The organism is Streptomyces sp. NPDC026246 (genome assembly GCF_055567995.1).
On record NZ_JBVHPJ010000002.1, the window covers coordinates 691283 to 707132 of the forward strand.

The 15850-nt window shown below is 71.3% G+C and carries 14 protein-coding genes and 2 tRNA genes; 9 read left to right on the plus strand and 7 right to left on the minus strand.

Features of this window, described 5'->3' with window-relative positions; all coding sequences use genetic code 11:
- Positions 1–109 precede the first annotated feature (109 nt).
- From ehuB to ACZ4M5_RS07235, 6 genes are all read left to right on the plus strand, one after another.
- Positions 110–1036: an ectoine/hydroxyectoine ABC transporter substrate-binding protein EhuB gene (ehuB, locus tag ACZ4M5_RS07210; protein ID WP_467733931.1), complete on the plus strand. Its 927-nt coding sequence runs from the start codon at positions 110–112 to the stop codon at positions 1034–1036.
- Positions 1033–1734 (plus strand): ectoine/hydroxyectoine ABC transporter permease subunit EhuC, encoded by a 702-nt coding sequence (gene ehuC / locus ACZ4M5_RS07215; RefSeq protein WP_467733933.1) that lies wholly within the window; start codon positions 1033–1035, stop codon positions 1732–1734. The genes ehuB and ehuC overlap by 4 nt, the downstream gene beginning before the upstream one ends.
- Entirely contained in the window at positions 1731–2381 is a 651-nt protein-coding gene (ehuD, locus tag ACZ4M5_RS07220; protein ID WP_467733935.1) for an ectoine/hydroxyectoine ABC transporter permease subunit EhuD, read from the plus strand. The genes ehuC and ehuD overlap by 4 nt, the downstream gene beginning before the upstream one ends.
- Positions 2371–3156: an ectoine/hydroxyectoine ABC transporter ATP-binding protein EhuA gene (gene ehuA, locus ACZ4M5_RS07225; RefSeq protein ID WP_467733937.1), complete on the plus strand. Its 786-nt coding sequence runs from the start codon at positions 2371–2373 to the stop codon at positions 3154–3156. Before ehuD ends, ehuA begins: the two co-directional genes overlap by 11 nt.
- A 197-nt stretch (positions 3157–3353) precedes the next feature.
- Positions 3354–4115 (plus strand): IclR family transcriptional regulator, encoded by a 762-nt coding sequence (locus ACZ4M5_RS07230; protein ID WP_467733939.1) that lies wholly within the window; start codon positions 3354–3356, stop codon positions 4113–4115.
- A 97-nt stretch (positions 4116–4212) separates the two neighbouring features.
- A tRNA-Lys gene (locus ACZ4M5_RS07235) sits at positions 4213–4289 on the plus strand.
- Positions 4290–4334: 45 nt separating this feature from the next.
- On the opposite strand, the gene ACZ4M5_RS07240 is transcribed toward ACZ4M5_RS07235, so the two are convergent.
- From ACZ4M5_RS07240 to ACZ4M5_RS07255, 4 genes are all read right to left on the minus strand, one after another.
- On the minus strand, positions 4335–4832 hold the full coding sequence (locus tag ACZ4M5_RS07240; protein WP_467733941.1) for a hypothetical protein: 498 nt from the start codon (positions 4830–4832) through the stop codon (positions 4335–4337).
- Positions 4833–4941: 109 nt separating this feature from the next.
- Positions 4942–5547 (minus strand): lytic polysaccharide monooxygenase auxiliary activity family 9 protein, encoded by a 606-nt coding sequence (locus tag ACZ4M5_RS07245; protein ID WP_467733943.1) that lies wholly within the window; start codon positions 5545–5547, stop codon positions 4942–4944.
- Between the two features lie 101 nt (positions 5548–5648).
- The gene (locus ACZ4M5_RS07250) at positions 5649–6770 is read right to left on the minus strand and encodes an SPFH domain-containing protein (RefSeq protein WP_467733945.1); all 1122 of its coding nucleotides are present in this window, start codon (positions 6768–6770) and stop codon (positions 5649–5651) included.
- Positions 6771–6907: 137 nt separating this feature from the next.
- Complete coding sequence (locus ACZ4M5_RS07255) at positions 6908–8224, minus strand: peptidoglycan-binding protein (RefSeq protein ID WP_467733947.1); 1317 nt, start codon at positions 8222–8224, stop codon at positions 6908–6910.
- Positions 8225–8423: 199 nt separating this feature from the next.
- Here ACZ4M5_RS07255 and ACZ4M5_RS07260 point away from each other — a divergent pair.
- The 3 genes from ACZ4M5_RS07260 to glxA all read left to right on the plus strand — a co-directional run bounded on the left by ACZ4M5_RS07260 (position 8424) and on the right by glxA (position 13057).
- A tRNA-Lys gene (locus ACZ4M5_RS07260) sits at positions 8424–8497 on the plus strand.
- Between the two features lie 622 nt (positions 8498–9119).
- Positions 9120–11120, plus strand: a complete 2001-nt coding sequence (locus tag ACZ4M5_RS07265; protein ID WP_467733949.1) for a glycosyltransferase family 2 protein — start codon at positions 9120–9122, stop codon at positions 11118–11120.
- On the plus strand, positions 11117–13057 hold the full coding sequence (gene glxA / locus ACZ4M5_RS07270) for a radical copper oxidase GlxA (protein WP_467733951.1): 1941 nt from the start codon (positions 11117–11119) through the stop codon (positions 13055–13057). The genes ACZ4M5_RS07265 and glxA overlap by 4 nt, the downstream gene beginning before the upstream one ends.
- Before the next feature lie 90 nt (positions 13058–13147).
- On the opposite strand, the gene ACZ4M5_RS07275 is transcribed toward glxA, so the two are convergent.
- The 3 genes from ACZ4M5_RS07275 to ACZ4M5_RS07285 form a co-directional block, all read right to left on the minus strand.
- Positions 13148–14203, minus strand: a complete 1056-nt coding sequence (locus ACZ4M5_RS07275; protein WP_467733953.1) for a glycoside hydrolase family 6 protein — start codon at positions 14201–14203, stop codon at positions 13148–13150.
- A gap of 324 nt (positions 14204–14527) precedes the next feature.
- Complete coding sequence (locus tag ACZ4M5_RS07280) at positions 14528–15205, minus strand: class F sortase (protein ID WP_467733955.1); 678 nt, start codon at positions 15203–15205, stop codon at positions 14528–14530.
- Between the two features lie 2 nt (positions 15206–15207).
- Positions 15208–15837, minus strand: coding sequence for a hypothetical protein (locus ACZ4M5_RS07285; RefSeq protein ID WP_467733957.1), 630 nt, complete (start codon positions 15835–15837; stop codon positions 15208–15210).
- Between the last annotated feature and the right edge of the window lie 13 nt (positions 15838–15850).

The window sequence follows — 15850 nt, forward strand, 5'->3', positions numbered from 1 at the left end:
GGGCGGACGCCCCCGCAGGCACCGGTCCCGGCCGGCGGGACCGTACGGCACGCGTGCGGGGCTTGAAAAGACCGGCATGACTCGAAGGCGTTCGGGTAGCCGCGCGCCCATGGCTCCACCACACAGAAGCCCGACAAGCCCAGAACACATATCGAGGCCCGGACCGAGACCCACACGCCGGTCGCTGCTCGCGGGGGTGGCGGCGCTCGGCGCGCTGGGCGCCACCGGATGCAGCCGGGTCGCCACCGCCTCGGACGTCGAAGGCGGTGACCTCCTCGACCGGCTCCGCGCGGCGGGCGTCGTCCGTCTGGGAATCGCCGGTGAGATCCCGTTCGGCTACATCGACAAGAACGGCGAACTGACCGGCGAGGCACCGGAACTCGCCGCAGTGATCTTCAAGCGGCTCGGCGTCGACCGGGTGCAGCCGGTGCCGACCGAGTTCGGCTCGCTCATCCCCGGCCTGAACTCCCAGCAGTTCGACGTCGTCGCCGCCGGGATGTACGTCAACCCCGAGCGCTGCGAGCAGGTCGTCTTCTCCGACCCCGACTACCAGATGCTCGACGCCTTCATCGTGCGCAAGGGCAACCCCAAGGGGCTGCGCGACTACAAGGACGTCGTCGAGAAGAAGGCCGCGTTCGCCACCGGGACCGGCTACGCGGAGATCCAGTACGCCGTCGAGGCGGGATACAAGGAGAGCGACATCCTCATCGTCCCGGACCAGGTCGCGGGGCTCAACGCCGTCGAGGCCGGACGCGTGGACGTGTTCGCCGGGACGGCACTCACCGTGCGCGAGGTCGTGAAGAAGTCCGCCAAGGCGGAGGCGACCGAGCCGTTCAAGCCCTTGGTGGGCGGCAAACCCCACGTCGACGGGGGCGCGTTCGCCTTCCGGCCGACCGAGACGAATCTGCGCGACGCCTTCAACGTGGAGCTGCGCAAGCTCAAGAAGAGCGGCGAGCTGTTCCGCATCCTCAAGCCCTTCGGTTTCACCGAGGCCGAGATGACGGACCTGACCGCGAAGGAGCTGTGCGGCGGATGACCTCGGGACTGTGGGAACTGGTACTCAAGGGCGTCTGGGTCACGATCCAGCTGCTCGTCCTCGGCACACTGCTGGCCACGGCGGTCTCCTTCGTCGTGGGCATCGCCCGCACGCACCGGCTGTGGATCGTCCGCTTCCTGGCGGGCGTCTACACCGAGGTGTTCCGCGGCACCTCCGCCCTGATCATGATCTTCTGGGTGTTCTTCGTGCTGCCGATCACCTTCGGCTGGCAGCTCGTGCCCCTGTGGGCGGCCACGCTGGCGCTCGGCCTGACCTACGGGGCGTACGGCTCCGAGATCGTGCGCGGCGCGCTGAACGCGGTCGACCCGGCCCAGCGGGAGGGCGGGATCGCGCTGAGCTTCACGCCCTGGCAGCGGATGCGGCTGATCCTGCTGCCGCAGGCCGTGCCGGAGATGATCCCGCCGTTCTCCAACTTGCTCGTCGAACTGCTCAAGGGCACCGCCCTGGTGTCGATCATCGGCATGGGTGACCTGGCGTTCAGCGGCAACCTGGTGCGGCTGGCGCTCCAGGAGAGCGCGGGGATCTACACGTACGTCCTGCTGATCTACTTCGTGATCGCGTTCCTGCTCACGCGGGGCATGCGCGGGCTGGAGCGGAAGCTGAAGGCGGGCGTGGGGAAGAGGCCCGGCGGTGCGACGCGGGCGCCCGAGCCGGTCGTGGTGGAGGCGGTGCGATGAACTGGGACTGGAGCGCGGTCTCCGACTTCATGCCGCACTTCTGGGACGGCCTGCTGGTCACCCTGCAGGCGCTGCTGCTCGGCTCGGTGATCTCCTTCGCGCTGGGCCTGGTGTGGGCGCTGCTGATGCGGGTGCCGTCGCGCTGGGTGACCTGGCCGGTCGGGGCGGTCACGGAGTTCGTCCGCAACACCCCGCTGCTGGTGCAGCTGTTCTTCCTCTTCTACGTGCTGCCCGAGTGGGGCGTGGCCTTCTCGGCGCTGACCACGGGTGTCGTCGGCATCGGACTGCACTACTCGACGTACACGATGCAGGTCTACCGCGCCGGTATCGAGGCGGTGCCGGCCGGCCAGTGGGAGGCGGCGACGGCGCTGAACCTGCCGCTGCGCCGCACCTGGACGGCCGTGATCCTGCCGCAGGCGATCCGCCGGGTCGTCCCGGCCCTCGGCAACTACGTCATCGCGATGCTCAAGGACACCCCGATCCTGATGGCGATCACGGTGCTGGAGATGCTCGGCGAGGCGCGGCTGTTCGCGCAGGAGAGCTTCCGGTTCACCGAGCCCGTCACGCTGATCGGCGTGGCCTTCATCGTCATTTCCTACCTGGCCAGCCTTGGCCTGCGAGCCCTGGAGCGTCGCCTTGCCCACTGACACCCTCCCCAACCCCGAGAAGAACCCCCTCAGGAGCACCGGCGAGCTGATCCGGCTGGAGCAGGTCACCAAGCGGTTCGGCGACAACACCGTCCTGGACCACCTGGACTTCTCCGTGGACGCCGGCAAGCACGTCACCCTCATCGGCCCCTCCGGATCGGGCAAGACCACGATCCTGCGGCTGCTGATGACGCTGGCCAAGCCCGACGAGGGCACCATCACCGTGGACGGGCAGCGGCTGTTCCCGGCCTCCGACAAGGAGGTCCGCGAGGTCCGCAAGAAGATCGGGATGGTGTTCCAGCAGTTCAACCTGTTCCCGAACATGACCGTGCTGCGGAACATCACCGAGGCGCCCGTCACCGTCCTCGGCATGTCCAAGGACGAGGCGGTGGAGCGGGCCAAGGGGTTGCTCGACCTGGTGGGCCTGGCCGACAAGTGCGACGCGCACCCGGCCCAGCTCTCCGGCGGCCAGCAGCAGCGGGTGGCGATCGCCCGGGCCCTGGCGATGCGCCCCCGGGTCCTGCTCCTGGACGAGGTCACCTCCGCGCTCGACCCCGAGCTGGTCGCGGGAGTGCTCGACGTCCTCAGGGACATCGCCCGCTCCACCGACATCACGATGCTCTGTGTGACCCACGAGATGAACTTCGCCCGGGACATCTCCGACCAGGTACTGATGTTCGACTCCGGTCGCATCATCGAGTCGGGCCCACCGGAGAAGATGTTCAGCGAGCCGGAGAAGGACCGCACCCGGGAGTTCCTCAGCGCAGTCCTGTGACTACGCCTGGTGACCAGGCGGAACGCGGACCGCCCGGACCGGGACATGCCACCGGCATGTGCCGGAGTGCCGTTGCCCCAGTTCGGGCGGTCCGGAATCTTGTCAACCCCCGCTCCGCACAAGGCGTTTGCCCGCTAGCCTGGAACAGGTCGACCGACCGGATCACGGCCCTACAGCACGCGCAGGGGGAGACCACCGTGGCGCTGAAGCACGAGCCGCCGACCACCCCGCACCACTCGGCCCAGGACGCGCTGCGCGTGCTGGAGACCGTGGCGCACCGCCCCGGCGGCGTCACGGACACCGGCCTCGCCCGGCACACCGGCATCGACCCCGAGCGGCTCCCCGCGCTGCTGCGCATGCTGCGCCGCGAGGGCTACGTCGAGCAGATCGCCGACGGCGTCTACGTCACCGGTGAGACCCTGGCCGGTCTCACCTCCGCCCGGCAGCGCGAGCAGGCGCTGCGGGACACGCTCCAGCACACCCTCGACCGGCTGCGCGACTCGGTCGGCGCGGCCGTCTACCTCAGCCGCTACGTCGACGGCGAGATCAGCGTCACCCAGTACGCCGACAGTCCCGCCCTGCCCAAGGTCAACGAGTGGGTCGACTTCCGCTCCTCGGCCCACGCCACCGCCATCGGCAAGAGCCTGCTCACCCAGCTCGACCACGCCGGGCGCCGCGACCACCTGGCCCGCCACAGGATGGCCCGCCTGACCTCCCGCACCATCACCAGCGACCGGCTGCTGCTGTCCCGGCTGGAGGCCCAGCCGCCGACCGTGCCCGTCCTGGACCTCCAGGAGTACGCGGTCGGCACGGTGTGCGCGGCCGTCCCGATCACGGCCGGATCCTCGGCCGGCTGCCTGGCCCTGTCCCTGCCCGTGGAGCAGGCTCACCGCCTGCGCCGGGCGGCCGAGACCCTCAACCGCAGCGCGGCCCCGGTCCTGCTCTCCCTGGCGATCTGAGGCCTGCCGTCCGGGTGGTCCGGAGCACCCCTTCGGACCGGGTAATATTTTCTCGTCGCCAGCCGCGGAACACGTTCCGGCGGCCGGCGTGGGTCATGCGCCGCTAGCTCAGTTGGTTAGAGCAGCTGACTCTTAATCAGCGGGTCCGGGGTTCGAGTCCCTGGCGGCGCACCATACGTCGAAGGGCCCCTCGTGGGAGCGAGGGGCCCTTCGACGTGTTCAGGGCAGCATGGACGTCCCGTTGTCGACCACCCCGACGACGCTGTCGCCGTAGGTGCCGAAGGTCTGGCTGTAGGCGGTCATGAAACCGGCGCAGAAGACGACGACCACGCCCAGGAAGGCCAGGACGCCGACGGCGCTCACGGTCTGCCGCACCCGGCTCGGCGGCTGGGCCGTGGCCACCACCCGGGGGCCGCCGCTGTAGTACACGGTGACGTAGTCGCCCTCGATGGTCGTGCCGGGACCGCCGTCCTCCTCGAAGCGGACGACCCGGCCGTCATGGGCGATGAACTCGTAGACGTGGTGGAGCGTGGTCCGCACGGACGTGTCCCCGCGCCCGCCGCCCACCGTGGTGTACGCCCGCACGCAGCGCCCGTCGGCCGTCAGCCCGCTGTTCCAGGCGCCCCGGATCTGCAGCCAGCGCCGTACGACGCGGTAGGCCATGAAGAGTGCCAGGGCCATGATCGAGCCGGGCACGACGTAGAAGACCACGTCCATTGCGCACCCCCGAGGTCCGTGCGCCGTCCCGAGCGGCCGGCGTGGCAGCAACCTACCCACGCCGGCCGCGCCGGTGACTCAAGGGAACCTCAGAGGTGCGCGGTACGCGTCAGAAGGTGACGTCCGAGCAGGCGTAGAACGCGTTGGCCGTGTCGGCGATCGTCCACACCGCGACGATCACATGACGGCCGCTCAGCCCCGACGGCAGCCGGCCGCTGTGCGAGAGCGTGGACGGCGGCCGCTGGCCGTTGTACGGCACCGTGAAGAACGGCGTGAGGTTGAGGTCGGACCGGGACAGGTTGTGGTTCTGGTTCCAGCCCGGCTTGGTGATGTAGTACTTGAAGTCGCTCGTGGCGTGCATGGCGGTGAACTGCCAACGGAACGTGTAGTTCTGACCACCCGTCACCTTGGTGGCCGGCCAGGCCGCACCGGACGGCGTCCGGGGCGCGCTGAGCTGGCTGAAGTGGCCGACGCCACCGTTGCAGATCTGCCCGTCGGCCGGCCCGGAGGCCGGGAAGCCCTTCGGCCCCTCGACGCTCTGCGGTTCCCACTGGATGGAACCGCAGTTGGTCACGGTGCCGTTCTGGCAGAGCTTCTGCCTGCTGATGGGGAGGTCGGTGTAGCCGTGGCCGCTGGCCCCGCCGGAGGAGAGTACGAGAGCTCCGGTCGTGGCCAGTCCCACCGCGAGTGCGGACGCCTTGGTCCTTGTGCGCATGCTGCCGCTCCTGGGAAACGTGGGGGAGGGTTCAGTGAGCCGTGCATGTAGGTCTAGACCAAGGGGAGCGTATGACCGTTAGTTGAACATGTCCATACCAATCACGGAGCTGTTTCGCCGCGGCCCGAGCAGAACGCCACCGTCAGGTCCTTCACCAGCACCTTGCGCTCGTAGTCGTCCAGTTCGACCAGTCCCCGCATGGTCAGCCGGGTCACCGTGTCCTCGACGGAGTCCACGACCGAGGTGAGCACGCTCGCCCGGTGCTGGGCGTCCAGTGCCGCGATCCGGCGGCGGTGCATCGCGGCGGCGACCTCCGGGGCGTACTCCACCCGCAGCGGCTGCACCGCGTACACCTCCAGGCCGACCGGTGCCGCGTCCGCCGCCACCAGCCGCGTCAGCGCCTCCCCCGCCGCTGCCCCCGGCCCCCGGGCCCCGCCCGGCATCTCCACGGGCACCCGGGCCAGCGCCGCCTCGACGCACTCGCGCAGGTACGTCTCGTGGTCCTCGACGCCCAGCGTCGCCCGTGCGGTGTCCCGCACCCGCCAGACCACCAGGACCACCACGCGCAGGGCGACCCCGCTCGCGTCGGCCGCCGGGACCGGCTCGCTGCGCCAGTGCCGCAGCCGCACGTCCACCCGGCGGCGCAGCAGCAGCGGATTGACCCACAGCAGGCCGGAGCGGCGCACGGTCCCCCGGTAGCGGCCGAACAGATCCAGCACCCAGGCCCGGCCGGTACGCCCCCGGGCCAGTCCGCCGAACCCGAACAGGCCGAGCGCACCGGCTCCCGCGTACGCCGCCCACTGCGCGGGGCCGAGCCCGGCCCCGGAGACGGCCGGCAGCCCCAGCGCCTGGACCGCCAGGGGCGGCAGCACCCCCGCCCACCAGGAGGTGGCCGCGCACCCCGCCGCCCCGCACAGCCCCGCGAGCACGCCGGCCGCGCCCGGCAGCACCCGCGCGGGCCGCTCCGCGAGGCCCGGGTCGGCCCGCGGCACCGCGTGTGCCGGAGCGGCCCCCGGCCGGCGCAGGCGCGGCTGCTCCCCCGTGCCGTGCCTGCGGCTCACGACCGCCGGCTTCAGCGCCACCGCCGCCGGGTCGGGGTCGTCGCGGAACAGCAGGTGGACGGGGATCTCGGTGGTGGACTCGTTCTGGATGAGCCGGGCGGGCCGGACCGGCCCCTCGGCCGGTCGGTCGGGCTCGGACGTGTGGGAAGTGGTCGTACTCATGCGTGCCTCCAGCCTCCGCGCCAGATGCGTCACAACGGTGGTCCCGCCGCCGGACCCGTTCGACGGGCCCGGCCCGGGTGTCTGGGCCGGCCGGCCGGGGGCACGGCCCGGGGGCCGGGCACCGCCGGCCGGCGGCGTCACAGGAAGAGCCGCCGCCAGGTCTCCGGGCCCGGGTAGCCGTCCGCCGCTCCACCCCGCCAGCCCTGGGCGCGCTGGAACGCCTCGACGGCCCGCCGGTCGGCCTCGGTCCAGTGGGGGCCCGGTCCGATCTTGTAGAACCTGCCGTACCCCTTGCGCACGAGCTGCTGCCCGAGCCGGGTGACGTAGGCGTTGTCGGCTCCGGGCCGGAACATCGCCCGCCCCGGGTAGCCGGGCACTCCGTGGGAGGCGGGCGGCGGCCCCTCCACCCCGCCCGTGACGTCCTTGCCCTTGCCCGTGACCAGCAGCTCCCAGGTGAGCGGGCCGGGCAGTCCGTCGGCGTCCGCGCCCGTCCAGCCCTGCGCCTGCTGGAACGCGCGGGTCGCCCGCCGGTCGGCGTCGGTCCACCGGGGTCCGGGGCCGGCGGCGTAGGCACCCCCGGCACCCCGGGCGACGAGCAGGCGGCCGAGCTGGGTGACGTACTTGTTGTTCGCGCCGGGGCCGAAATACACCGCCCCGGGGTACGGCGTCACGGCCGGGGAGCCCGGGTTCCCGCCGCCCGGTCCGGGAGCCGGCTCCTCGGCGGTGACGCCCTTGTAGCGATAGGGGACGTACCGGTCGGAGTCGCTCCAGTAGGCGTACGGGGTGGACTGCCGGCGGGTGTGCGGGCGGGTCTGCTCGTAGGCGGTGTAGGTGGTGTGCGCCGCGTCCGTCCAGCCGCCGAAGATGGTGACGTGCGAGCCGCTGGTCGGGGAGGCCGCATTGTGGAACAGCAGAATGTCGCCCGGCTGGAGTTCTTCTTTCGTGATGCGTTCCCCGTACTGGGCGAGACTTCCGGTCCATTCGTTCCCCGGCAGTTTCCAGGCCATCGAGACATAGCCGGAGCAGTCCTGCCGGTAACCGTCGGACCAGTACGCGCTCATGCTGTACGGCACTTTCGCCGCGACCCAGATCTTGGCCCGGTCGATGATCTCCGTGCGGGTGATGGCGGTGGGCTTCGGCGCGATGGACTGCGGCGCCGCGTGCCCGCCCGGACCGTGCAGCGGTGCCCTCTCGCCCTGCGGCGTGTCGGGCTCGTCACCTGCGGGAAGGCCACCCGGGCGGTGCGATGCGTGCGGGGCGGCGGCGGCCGGTACGGCATGCCCCGCGCCGAGGGCGGCGGAGGCCACGGCGGCCAGGGCGAGCGCCCGGTGGGCGGCCGGGTGGGCGGTGCCGCGGCCGGCCCGGGAATGCGGCAGGACCCGCCGCCAGTACAGGCATCCGGGACAGTCGCAGTCGCTCGCGGGGTCGAATTCCTCGAATACCGGAGACTCCATGCGATTCCCCTCACACTTCCGGCGGAATGTACGGCACCCGTGCACGTGCGGGAGCGCGTCGTCAGTTTCGCAACTGTCTTCCCGACGCGCATGCTGACGGTCCGAATGATGTACGCGGGACCCGCCGGGGGGCGGCCCGGGCCGGCCGGGGATGGTCCGGAGCACCCCCGGGCGTCCTGTAGAGTTTCCGTGTCAGCAGGCGCCGCTAGCTCAGTTGGTTAGAGCAGCTGACTCTTAATCAGCGGGTCCGGGGTTCGAGTCCCTGGCGGCGCACAGACGGTGAAAGGCCCCTCGCGGAAGCGGGGGGCCTTTCGCGTTCCCGGAGGTGCTCCGCACTGTCGGCTTCCTTGGCTGAAACCTTTCTCTGCGGAGAACGCCCACCCTGCGCCCGCGGGGCCGGATACCCTCTCGCCGTGAACAGGGCGCACCCCTCGTCCGCACCTGCTGCCGAGTGCGTGCACGGGCGCGGCGCGAGCGGGAGGGGCGGGAGGAGCACGCCTACGGCATCCGCGCCTTTTTGTCCACACCCGCCCCACAAAGCTCCTGTGCGCACCATAATGAGCGCGGATGACCGGTGAACACCGTGTTGCGCATCTTGCGATCATGAGGGACGCCGTAGAACGCTGAGCCCCAGTTCATCAGAAAGCTGCGGCTTCGTGGCAGTTGGGGGGATCCGTACCGGTTGTGCGGAGCGGCGGGAGTAGGGGCTCCCGGACCGTGAAGCGATGCCGTGGGGCGCATCTGCAACCGGAAGGTCGCATTTCCATGTCTATGGGCGTGTATGACGTGGTGATCGCGACATATCACCGAAAGACGCCTGTGCCGGTCTAGGGGGACCCGCAGGCGGCACGAAAGCTACGCGACACGCGGCTGTCCGCGTGTGGGGGGAAGACACATGACGTCGAGGCCCACGGGTGCCCGGCAGGACCACGACCCGTCCCGGACCACCCAGCTGAGGGTGCCGGCTCACCGGATGAGTACCACGGGCACGTTCCGGCGGATCAGGAAGACACTGCCGCGCTACGACTACGAGCACTACAGCCGGCTCGCAGGTCCCCTCACCCAGCCCGATCCGCACAAGCCGTACCGGGTGCAGTACCGCTCGCTCATCTCCCGGGAACCGCACCGCATCCGGGTCGCCCTGATGCTGGCCGCGGCGCCCGTGCTCTCCCTGGTGCTGCTGTTCTGGCTGCTCCAGCCCGAGCACTGGACCGAGCGCGACCACCCGGCCTTCGACTGGCTGCCCGCGCTGGACCTGGTCATGCTCGTCTCGATCGGCCTGATCGAGTTCTTCCGCTGCATGAACGTGCTGTCCAACGCGCACGCCACGCTGGTCGCCCGCGACCCGGTCCCGGTGGTGCCCGAGACCGGCACCAGAGTCGCCTTCCTCACCTCCTTCGTGCCCGGCAAGGAGCCGCTGGAGATGGTGACGAAGACCCTGGAGGCGGCCGTCAGGATCCGCCACCGCGGTCTGATGCACGTGTGGCTGCTCGACGAGGGCGACGACCCCGAGGTGAAGGCGGTCTGCGAGCGCCTGGGCGTGCACCACTTCTCCCGCAAGGGCGTCGCGAAGTGGAACCAGGCCACGGGTCCGCACCGCGCCAGGACCAAGCACGGCAACTACAACGCCTGGCTGGAGGCGCACGGCGACGACTACGACTTCTTCGCCTCGGTCGACACCGACCACGTGCCGCTGCCCAACTACCTGGAGCGGATGCTCGGCTTCTTCCGTGACCCGGACGTCGGCTTCGTCATCGGCCCGCAGGTCTACGGCAACTACGACAACCCCATCACCAAGGCCGCCGAGTCGCAGCAGTTCCTCTTCCACGCGCTGATCCAGCGCGCGGGCAACCGCTACGGCTCCCCGATGTTCGTCGGCACCTCCAACGCCGTGCGCATCAAGGCGCTCAAGCAGATCGGCGGTCTGTACGACTCGATCACCGAGGACATGGCCACCGGCTTCGAGATGCACCGTCACAAGAACCCGGCCACGGGCCGCAAGTGGCGCTCGGTGTACACCCCGGACGTGCTCGCCGTCGGTGAGGGCCCGAGCGCCTGGACGGACTTCTTCACCCAGCAGATGCGCTGGTCGCGGGGGACGTACGAGACGATCCTCAAGCAGTACTGGAAGGGCTGGTACTCACTGCCGCCGGGCAAGCTCTTCAACTACACCATGATGATCGTCTTCTACCCGATGTCGGCCCTGAACTGGATCCTGGCGGCGCTGAGTTGCTGCCTGTTCCTGGGGCTGGGCGCCTCGGGTGTGAACATCGACCCGGCCGTGTGGCTGATGCTCTACGGCAACGCCTCCGCCCTGCAGATCGGCCTGTACGTCTGGAACCGCCGGCACAACGTCTCACCGCACGAGCCCGAGGGCTCCGGCGGGGTGGCCGGCATGGTGATGTCCGCGCTGTCGGCGCCGCTGTACGCCAAGGCGCTCATCGACTCGATGCTGCGGCGCAAGAGCAAGTTCGTGGTCACGCCCAAGGGCGACTCGGCGAGCCCGGATCGCTGGTTCGGCACGTTCCGCTACCACTGGTACTTCGTCCTGATCTTCGGTGGCTCGATCGCGGCCGGCCTCACCCTGGGCCACGCCCACCCGGCCATGATCATCTGGGCGACCTTCGCGCTGCTGATCACGGCCTCACCGGTGTTCGCCTGGCGCTGGCAGCTGCGGCAGGACGCCAGGAGGCCCGGCGGTGACGCCGGGGGCCCGGAGCAGGGACCCGAGGCGCCGCACCGCACGCGGCCGCCGGACGCTCCGCGCGCGCAGACGCCGCACACCCCGCGGCACACGCCCGGCTGGGCCGCCGCCCCCGACCCGGAGGGGGAGGCCCAGGGAGCCGGCCAGACCATGCAGATCGCCCTTGGTGGACTTGGGGGACGTAAGAAATGAAGGACCGTGCAGGCCGCCGCCGGGCCCGTCGACTCGCGATCGGCACGGCGGTGGTACTCGCGCTGGCCGGGATGAACGGACCGTGGCTCTACCGCTTCGGCACCGCGAAATACCACCAGTACACGATCAACAAGCCGGAGTACAAAGCCGCCAACGGCAAGTGGGAGATCGTCGACTTCCCCGAGGAGTACCGGCAGAACACCATCCACGCGGCGCTGCTGCGCACCGGCAAGGTGCTGCTGGTCGCGGGGTCCGGCAACAACCAGGACAACTTCGACGCGAAGAGGTTCGACACCCGGATCTGGGACCCGGTCAGGGGCACCGTCAAGAAGGTCCCGACGCCCGCCGACCTGTTCTGCACCGGCCACACGCAGCTCGCCGACGGCAACCTGCTGATCGCGGGCGGCACCAAGCGCTACGAGAAGCTCAAGGGCGACGTCACCAAGGCCGGCGGCCTGATGATCGTCCACAACGAGAACCCGGACAAGCCGATCACACTGCCCGCCGGCACGGCGTTCACCGGCAAGGACAACCACCGGACGTTCGTCTCCAAGGACCCGGTGCTCGTCCCGCGCGCGAAGAAGGTCTTCGACAAGGCGACGGGGAGGTTCCTGCGCAACGACCCGGGGCTGGGCCGGATCTACGTCGAGGCGCAGAAGCGCGGCAGGAAGTACGAGACGGGCACGCAGGACAACTACCGGGTGCACGGCCTGCAGGGCGCCGACGCCCGGAACACCTACGGCATCGCGCAGAAACTCGCCCTCGACAAGAAGGACTTCCAGGGCATCCGGGACGCCTTCGAGTTCGACCCGGTGGCCGAGAAGTACATCAGGGTCGACCCGATGAAGGAGGCTCGCTGGTACCCGACGCTCACCACCCTGAGCGACGGGAGGGTCCTCAGCGTCTCCGGCCTCGACGACATCGGCCAGCTCGTCCCCGGCAAGAACGAGGTGTTCGACCCGAAGACCGGGAAGTGGGCGTACACCGGCAAGGTCCGGCAGTTCCCGACCTACCCGGCGCTGTTCCTCATGCAGAACGGCAAGGTCTTCTACTCAGGGTCCAACGCGGGCTACGGGCCGGACGACGTGGGCCGTGAGCCGGGTGTGTGGGACGTGGACACCAACAAGTTCACCGAGATCCCCGGGCTGAGCGACCCCGAGCTGATGGAGACGTCGGGCACGGTGCTGCTGCCGCCGGCGCAGGACGAGAAGTACATGGTGATCGGCGGCGGCGGTGTCGGCGAGTCCCAGCGGTCCAGCGAGAAGACCCGGATCGTCGATCTCAGGGCCCCGGACCCGAGGTTCGTGGACGGCCCGGCCCTGGACAAGGGCACGCGCTACCCGAACGCCTCGATCCTGCCCGACGACAGCGTGCTGATCTCGGGCGGCTCGGAGGACTATCGGGGCCGTGGCGACTCCGACATCCTCGAGGCACGGCTGTACGACGCGGAGAAGAACGCACTGCGGCGGGTCGCCGACCCGCTGGTGGGCCGCAACTACCACTCCGGGTCGATCCTGCTGCCCGACGGCCGCGTGATGTTCTTCGGCTCCGACTCGCTCTACGGCGACAAGGCCAACACCAAGCCCGGCGAGTTCGAGCAGCGCATCGAGATCTACACACCGCCGTACCTGTACGGCGGTGCGGAGCGACCCGAGCTGTCGGGCGGTCCGCGGACCGTCGAGCGGGGCGGGACGGGGACGTTCACCTCGCGGGACGCGGCGAAGGTCGAGAAGGTCCGGCTGATCCGGCCGAGTGCGGCCACGCACGTCACGGACGTCGACCAGCGGTCGATCGCGCTGGACTTCACGGCCGACGGCGACAAGGTGAAGGTGACCGTGCCGGAGAACCGCAACCTGGTCCAGTCCGGCTGGTACATGCTGTTCGTGACGAACGCCGACGGCACACCGAGCAAGGCCCGGTGGGTGAAGGTGCCGTAGGACCGTCCCGGCCTCCCGCGTGCAAGGGGCGCCCCCCGCTCGGGGGCGCCCCTTGCACGCGGTCGGTGGGCCCGCGGCCCGGTCGTCACGTCAGCCGGTGGCCTTCGCCAGGTCCAGGGCGTAGTCCTGCCACCACTGGCCGGCCTTGGGGCCGCCCTTGCACTCGCCGTCGGACTCGCCCGGCCGCTTGACCCACAGATAGGCGTCGACCAGCGGGTCGGCAGTCCGGGTCGTCGGGGTCTCACCGAGGGCGCGGCCGGGCGGGTTGCACCAGCGTTCGTCCGGATCGCCGCCGGTGTAGGGGCCGTTGCCGTTGCGGCTGGTGTCGATGACGAAGTGCTTGCCCCCGACCCTGGCGGACAGCTGCCTGCCGTAGGCGAGGGAGTCCTCGGTGGAGTAGAAGTTGGAGACGTTCACCGAGAAGCCGTCGGCGCGGGCGATGCCCGCCCGCTCCAGGGGCTCGAAGATCCGGTCGGGGTCCTGCCAGCCGGCGTTGCCCGCGTCGAGGTAGACCTTCGTGTTCTTCAGCGCCTTCAGCGCCGTGACCGCGCCTTCGAGGAGGTCGTAGCGCTCCTCGTGGTACTTCTGCGGGGTGCAGCCGTCCACGAGGTGGAGCAGCGCGTCCGGTTCGAGGACGACGGTGGCGGACCGGTCGCCGATGCCCGCGGCCACGCCGTCGACCCAGGCGCGGTAGGCGTCGCCGTCGGCGGCGCCGCCTTGGGAGTACTGGCCGCAGTCACGGTGCGGGATGTTGTAGAGGACGAGCAGCGCGGTGCGGCCCGCCTCGTCGGCGGCTTCGGTCAGGCCCCGCGTCTGCCCCTCCGGGTCGTCCGGTCCGATCCACTCGGCGACCGGCTGTTCGGCGATGCGGCGGATCTGCCCGGCTTCCCGCTTCTTGCCGGCCTTCTCCAGGGCGGCCACCTGCCGCGCCGCCGTCCCGTCCGGGTTGACCCAGAACGGGGCGCTGCCCCGGGGCTGCCGCGTGTCCCCCGCACCCGCGGTCCCGGCGTCGTCCTTGCCGTCCCGGCCGTCCCCGCCGTTTCCTCCGTCGCCCGGGGAACATCCCGTGACCAGCAGCGCCGCCCCCAGCACCACCGCGGACGCCCGCCTCCCCGCGAGCGCCCCGACCCCCCTGCTGCCGTACATCCCATTCCCCCTCGGGTACACCCGTACAAGCCTCAATCCTGACATACGTCCCGTGGCGCCCAGGCGGTTCGAAGTCCACCCGCACGGTGACGCAGCGCCACCGTATCGGGACTTCCCGTCATCCACCCCCTAGGCCCGGACGACCCCCGAGCCCTACAGTCGGTGGGGGCCGTGTCTTCGGCCAGAGGTTCACCCACCGTGGCTCCCATGGCCTCCCGCGCGGTGCGCCGGGTCACTCCCGCAGCCCGTGCGCGCGCGGTCGAGGACCGACCCGGTCGGCGGCTCCAGGGGGAGCGGGCCGCCGACCGGGTCCGGTGGCCGCCGTCAGGGGCCGGTTCCGGTCAGGTACGCCGAGACCACCACGTTCGCCGTGTAGCTGCGGGTCGCCCGGTCGAAGCTGCCGCCGCAGGTGATCAGCCGCAGCTCGGCCCGGCCCGACTCGCGGGGGCCGTAGGCCTGGTGGGCGTCGAAGTGGTCGCGGCTGAGGACCTGGACGGACTCCACGGTGAACTCGGCGACCTCGGCGTCGGCCCGGACCACCCGGATCGTCTGCCCGGGGCGCATGGCGCTGACCCGGAAGAAGACGGCCGGCCGGGAGTCGGTGTCGACGTGACCGACCATCAGCGCGGTTCCCCGGGCCCCGGGCGCCGCCCCTGCGGCGTACCAGCCGACCACCCCCGGCTGGTCGAACGGCGGCGGATCGAGGGCCCCTTGGGCGTCGAGGCCGCGCGCCACGACCGGGGCCTGGACGCCGAGCCCGGGGATGTCCACGCGCTGCGGCACCGCGTCGCCCAGCGGCCGGTGCGCGGGCGGCAGCTTCACGTCCGGGGGGCGTCCGGCCGCGGCCATGTCACCGGTGGTGGGCGCCGAGATGCCGTGCCGCACGTCGGTGACCTCACGGCCCCAGAGCCACAGCCCCAGCAGCAGCACCACCCAGGCCACGCCCGCGAGCATGCGGCCGGTGCCGGAGGGGCGCCGGTACGTCTGTTCCTGGTCGGACATGGTCAGCCCGTCCCCCGTCGCCTGCGGACACCGCCCCGTACGACGACCGTGGCGGCGACGCCCGCCAGGACCAGGCCGGTCACGCCCTGGGCCGTGCCGGGTCCGGCCGCGCGCTCCCCGCCCGCCGCGAGTCCCGCGGCTCCTCCGCCACCGGCCCGGACGGGCGCGACGGGTGTGGCCGGTGGGCTCGGCACCCGCTCGTCCTCGGCGGGAGCCGACGGCTGCCCGCCCTTGCCGGGCACGGGCGGCTGCCCCGCCGCTCCGGGCGCGGGCACGGACGACGACCGCGGGCGGCCGTCGCCGTCCCGGACGGTGAGGACGCCGGTCCGCGCCGTGCCCCCGCAGGCGATCCGCACCGGGTACCTGCCCGGCTCCAGCGTGGAGCGGACACGGCTCTCACCGGTGAGCGTGCGGTCGCCGGCGACGGTGAGCCGGGCGTCCGCCACGAACGCCCGCGAGACGGCGACGGCCGTGCGCCGCGCGCAGTCGGTCACGCGGAGCGTGACGTCACCGCCCGGTGCGGGGGCCGCCGGGGCCACCGTGACGCCCCCTCCGTCCGCCGCGTGCGCCGCCGGGGAGAGGAGAACCGCGGCCAGGGCGCCGGTGCAGACAGTGACTCTCAGGGAACCCATCGTGAACCTCCAG